Annotated in this window: 4 protein-coding genes; all 4 read left to right on the forward strand. The window is 65.9% G+C overall.

The genetic code is table 11. The features are described from left to right. Positions 1-228: 228 nt before the first annotated feature. On the forward strand, positions 229-699 hold the full coding sequence (locus DBR23_RS23085) for a (2Fe-2S)-binding protein (protein WP_056748178.1): 471 nt from the start codon (positions 229-231) through the stop codon (positions 697-699). Between the two features lie 46 nt (positions 700-745). Then, positions 746-3,133, forward strand: coding sequence for a xanthine dehydrogenase family protein molybdopterin-binding subunit (locus DBR23_RS23090; protein WP_108499701.1), 2,388 nt, complete (start codon positions 746-748; stop codon positions 3,131-3,133). Between the two features lie 11 nt (positions 3,134-3,144). Further along, on the forward strand, positions 3,145-3,936 hold the full coding sequence (locus tag DBR23_RS23095; RefSeq protein ID WP_108499702.1) for a xanthine dehydrogenase family protein subunit M: 792 nt from the start codon (positions 3,145-3,147) through the stop codon (positions 3,934-3,936). Positions 3,937-4,045: 109 nt separating this feature from the next. Beyond that, a partial coding sequence (locus tag DBR23_RS23100) for a MoxR family ATPase (RefSeq protein WP_108499725.1) occupies positions 4,046-4,937 on the forward strand: 892 nt, incomplete at its 3' end.

Here is a 4,937-nt window from a genome sequence, read left to right on the forward strand (position 1 = left end):
GCAGCCCTGGCGCACCCCCGATTTCCCGGATTCAGTGGACTAGTGTGCATTGCAGCATGTTTCATTTTGAGAATATCCAGCCAGGGGCCCCGGAAATCTAGGGTTGTCCCTAGGGATGGGGCGTGGGGCGCGGCAGAAGATGCGCGAGCGATGAGCGTGATCCCGATCCCCTCCGCGAGATCGTGAGCGCGCTCCTATCCAGCCAAAACCACTCCAGGAGACAGCCAGATGCAAGTCCAGTTCACGGTCAACGGGCGCGCTGCCAGTGTTGACGTCCCCCCCAATACCCTGCTTGTCCATGCGCTGCGAGAGCACCTGCTGCTCACTGGCACCCACGTGGGTTGCGACACCAGCCAGTGCGGGGCGTGTACGGTGCACGTGAATGGCCGGGCCGTCAAATCCTGCGCGATGCTGGCGGTGCAGGCCCAGGGGGCTGAAGTGACCACCATTGAAGGCATGGCCACCCCTGACGGCACCATGCACCCCATGCAGGCTGCGTTCAAGGAGTGCCATGGCCTGCAGTGCGGCTTCTGCACGCCGGGCATGGTGATGAGTGCGGTGGACCTGTGCAAGAACCACCCGAACGCCAGCGAAGGCGAGATCCGCGAGCTGCTCGAAGGCAACATCTGCCGCTGCACCGGCTACCAGAACATCGTGCGCGCAGTGCAGGTCGGCCAGAAGGCCATGGCCGGCGCCTGAGCGCGCCCGCCGTCCCCACGCCAGAACAATCCAAGGAGACAAGACCATGGGTGCATCCGACTTTTCCAAGCTGCCGCACATCGGCGAATCGCTCAAGCGCAAGGAAGACTACCGCTTCCTGACCGGCGCGGGCCAGTACACCGACGACGTGGTGCTGGCCGCGCAGAGCCATGCGGTGTTCGTGCGCTCACCGCACGCCCACGCCAAGATCAACAGCATCAACATTGACGCTGCCAAGGCCGCGCCCGGTGTGCTCGGCGTGTTCACCGGTGCCGACGTGGCCGCCGACAACATCAACGGCCTGCCCTGCGGCTGGCTTATCACCAGCACTGACGGACAGCCCATGAAGGAGCCGCCACACCCCATCCTGGCGCAGGGCAAGGTGCGCTATGTGGGCGACCACGTGGCCATGGTGGTGGCGCTGACCCAGCAGCAGGCACGCGATGCGGCCGAGCTGGTGGAGGTGGACTACGACGTGCTGCCAGCCGTGGTGAATGTGGCCGACGCCGCGTCGGGCGCCGTGACCGGTGCGGCGCTGCACGACATCGCGCCTGACAACCACTGCTTCAAGTGGGCCATCGGCGACAAGGGCGCCGTGGACGCCGCATTTGCCAACGCTGCGCATGTCACCCAGCTCGACCTGATCAACAACCGCCTGATCCCCAACGCCATGGAGCCCCGTGCGGCCATCGGTAGCTACAACCGCGCGAGCGACGAATACACGCTGTACGTCAGCAACCAGAACCCGCACGTCGAGCGCCTGCTGATGACGGCCTTTGTGATGGGCCTGCCCGAGCACAAGGTGCGCGTGATTGCGCCCGATGTGGGCGGCGGCTTTGGCTCCAAGATCTATCTGTACGCCGAAGACGTGTGCCTGACCTGGGCGTCCAAAAAGCTCAACCGCAACATCAAGTGGGTGGCCGACCGCAGTGAGGCGTTCTTGAGCGATGCCCACGGCCGCGACCACGTGAGCCACGCCGAGATGGCGTTAGACAAGGACGGCAAGTTCCTGGCGCTGCGTGTGCACACCCACGCCAACCTGGGCGCCTACCTCAGCACCTTTGCCAGCGCGGTGCCCACCATCCTGTATGCCACGCTGCTGGCCGGGCAGTACAGCACGCCGCAGGTGTATGTGGAGGTGGACTCGTGGTTCACCAACACCGCACCGGTGGACGCCTACCGGGGCGCAGGTCGCCCTGAGGCCACCTACCTGCTGGAGCGCCTGGTCACCCGCTGCGCGTGGGAGATGGGACTGCCGCAGGACGAGATCCGCCGCCGCAACTTCATCAAGGCCTTCCCGTACCAGACGCCGGTTGCGCTGCAGTACGACACCGGCGACTTCCAGGCCTGCATGGATGGGGCGAACAAGCTGGCCGACGTGGCGGGCTTCGAGCAGCGCAAGGCCGCCAGCGCGGCCAAGGGGCTGCTGCGGGGCATTGGGTATTCGTCGTACATCGAGGCCTGCGGCATCGCGCCGTCCAACATCGCCGGCGCCCTGGGCGCACGCGCAGGGCTGTTCGAATGCGGCGAGGTGCGTGTGCACCCCACCGGCAGCGTGACGGTGTTCACCGGCTCGCACAGCCACGGTCAGGGGCATGAGACCACCTTTGCGCAGGTGGTGGCCGCGCGCCTGGGCATCCCGGTGGAGAACGTGGACATCGTGCACGGCGATACGGGCCGCGTGCCGTTCGGCATGGGCACGTATGGCTCGCGCTCCATCAGTGTGGGCGGCGCGGCCATCATGAAGGCGCTGGACAAGATCGAGGCCAAGGCCAAGAAAATTGCTGCGCACCTGATGGAAGCGAGCGATGGCGACATCGACTTTGCGAATGGCGAATTCACGGTGCGTGGCACCGACAAGAAGATCCCGTTCGGCCAGGTGTCGCTGGCAGCCTATGTGCCGCACAACTACCCGCTGGACGTGCTGGAGCCGGGCCTGAACGAAACCGCGTTCTACGACCCGACCAACTTCACCTTCCCGGCAGGCACTTACATCTGCGAGGTCGAGGTGGACCCCGCCACCGGCCACACACGGGTGGACAAGTTCACAGCGGTGGACGACTTCGGCACCATCATCAACCCCATGATCGTGGAAGGGCAGGTGCATGGCGGACTGGTGCAGGGCATTGGCCAGGCGCTGCTGGAGAACTGCGTGTACGACCGCGAAACGGGCCAGCTGCTCACCGGCAGTTTCATGGACTACGCCATGCCACGCGCCGATGACTTCCCCGAGTTCAAACTGGGCCATGTGTGCACGCCCTGCACCCACAACCCGCTGGGCACCAAGGGCTGCGGCGAGGCCGGGGCCATTGGCTCGCCACCGGCGGTGATCAACGCCGTGCTGGATGCGCTGCGACACCTGGGTGTGAAGGACTTCGACATGCCCGCGTCGCCGCACCGTGTCTGGGAAGCGATTCAACACGCCAAGGCATAAGGAGATCCACCATGTACGCATTCACGTTTGAAGCGCCTTCCTCCACCGCCGCTGCCGCGCAGCTCATCGCCCAGGGCGGCAAACTGCTCGCGGGCGGGCAAAGCCTGCTGCCGTCCATGCGGCTGCGCCTGGCCAACCCTGAAAAGATAGTGGACCTGAACAGCATTGCCGAACTGGCGGGCATCCGCCGCGAGGGCAACGCGCTGGTCATCGGCGCCATGACGCGCCATGCCGACGTGGCATCCAGTGCGGATGTGAAATCCGCCATCCCTGCGCTGGCCGACCTGGCCGCCCACATTGGCGACCGCCAGGTGCGTGCACGCGGCACGCTGGGCGGCTCGGTGGCCAACAACGACCCTGCCGCCTGCTACCCCAGTGCGGTGCTGGGCCTGGGCGCCACGGTCATCACCAACCGCCGCGAGATCAAGGCCGACGATTTCTTTGTGGGCATGTACACCACGGCGCTGGATGAGGGCGAGATCATCACCGCCATCCGCTTCCCGATCCCGAAACGCGCTGCGTACATGAAGTTCAAGCAGGCGGCTTCGCGCTTCTCGCTGGTGGGGGTGTTTGTGGCGCAGACCGACAGCGGCGTGCGCGTGGCCGTGACCGGTGCGGCCAGCAGCGTGTTCCGCCATGCGGGGCTGGAGGCGGCGCTCAACCAGAGCTTCACCCCGCAGTCGGCTGCCAGCGTGAAGATCGACGCGAGCGATCTGAACGCCGACATCCACGCCAGCGCTGCCTACCGCGCCAATCTCATCAGCGTGCAAACGCAGCGCGCTGTGCAGCAAATGGTGGGATGACATGAAGGCAACCCCGCCACCGTGGTACGGCACCCGGTGGCGGGTTTTTGAGTGAAATTGGCTGCAAGCGCTAGAGGAATATGCGCTGGCAGCTATGAATTGGATAGCAATGAACTCGTTGAACGCCGCGCCGGTTCCGGCTTCCATCGACGCCCTGGTGCAGGCCCTGCAAAGCGTGGGCTATTTTGCCGACCGTCGCCTGGCCACGGCGGTGTTTCTGGCGCTCAAGCTGCAGCGGCCTTTGTTGCTGGAGGGCGAGCCTGGCGTGGGCAAGACGGCGCTGGCCAAAGCCCTCTCGGAAGTGCTGTCGCGCAGCCTCATTCGCCTGCAGTGCTACGACGGCCTGGAGCAGCGCGAGGCGTTGTACGAGTGGAACTACGCCGCCCAGCTGCTGCACATGCGGGCAGCGGAAGGGCAGGGCAGTGCCGACATGGCGCAGGTGGAGCGCGAGGTCTACCAAGACCGCTACCTCATCCGCCGCCCCTTGCTGCAGGCGCTGCAGGCACCAGCGCCGGGCGCCGTGCTGCTGATCGATGAGGTGGATCGCGCGGACGAGCCCTTTGAGGCCTTCCTGCTCGAATACCTGGGCGAGTACCAGGTCAGCATCCCAGAGATCGGCACGGTGCGCGCCACGGCCACGCCGGTCACGCTGCTCACCAGCAACCGCACGCGCGATCTGCACGACGCCGTCAAGCGCCGCTGCCTGTACCACTGGCTGGACTACCCCGAGCGCGAGCGCGAGCTGGCCATCGTCCGCGCGCAGGTGCCCGGCGCCAGCGAGGCGCTGGCCGTGCAGGTTGCAGAGTTTGTGGGCCGCCTGCGCAGCCAGCCGTTTGCCAACGCCTTCCAGCGCGCACCAGGCATTGCCGAGAGTGTGGAATGGGCCAAGGCGCTGGTGGCGCTCGACACTATCGTGGTGGACCCCGAGGTGGTGTCCGATACCGCAGGCATCCTGTTCAAGCAGCGCGAGGATGTGGCCGCGCTTACCCGCGATATGGCGG

This window comes from Acidovorax sp. HMWF018 (assembly GCF_003061035.1).
GTDB classification, from domain to species: Bacteria; Pseudomonadota; Gammaproteobacteria; order Burkholderiales; family Burkholderiaceae_C; genus Acidovorax; species Acidovorax delafieldii.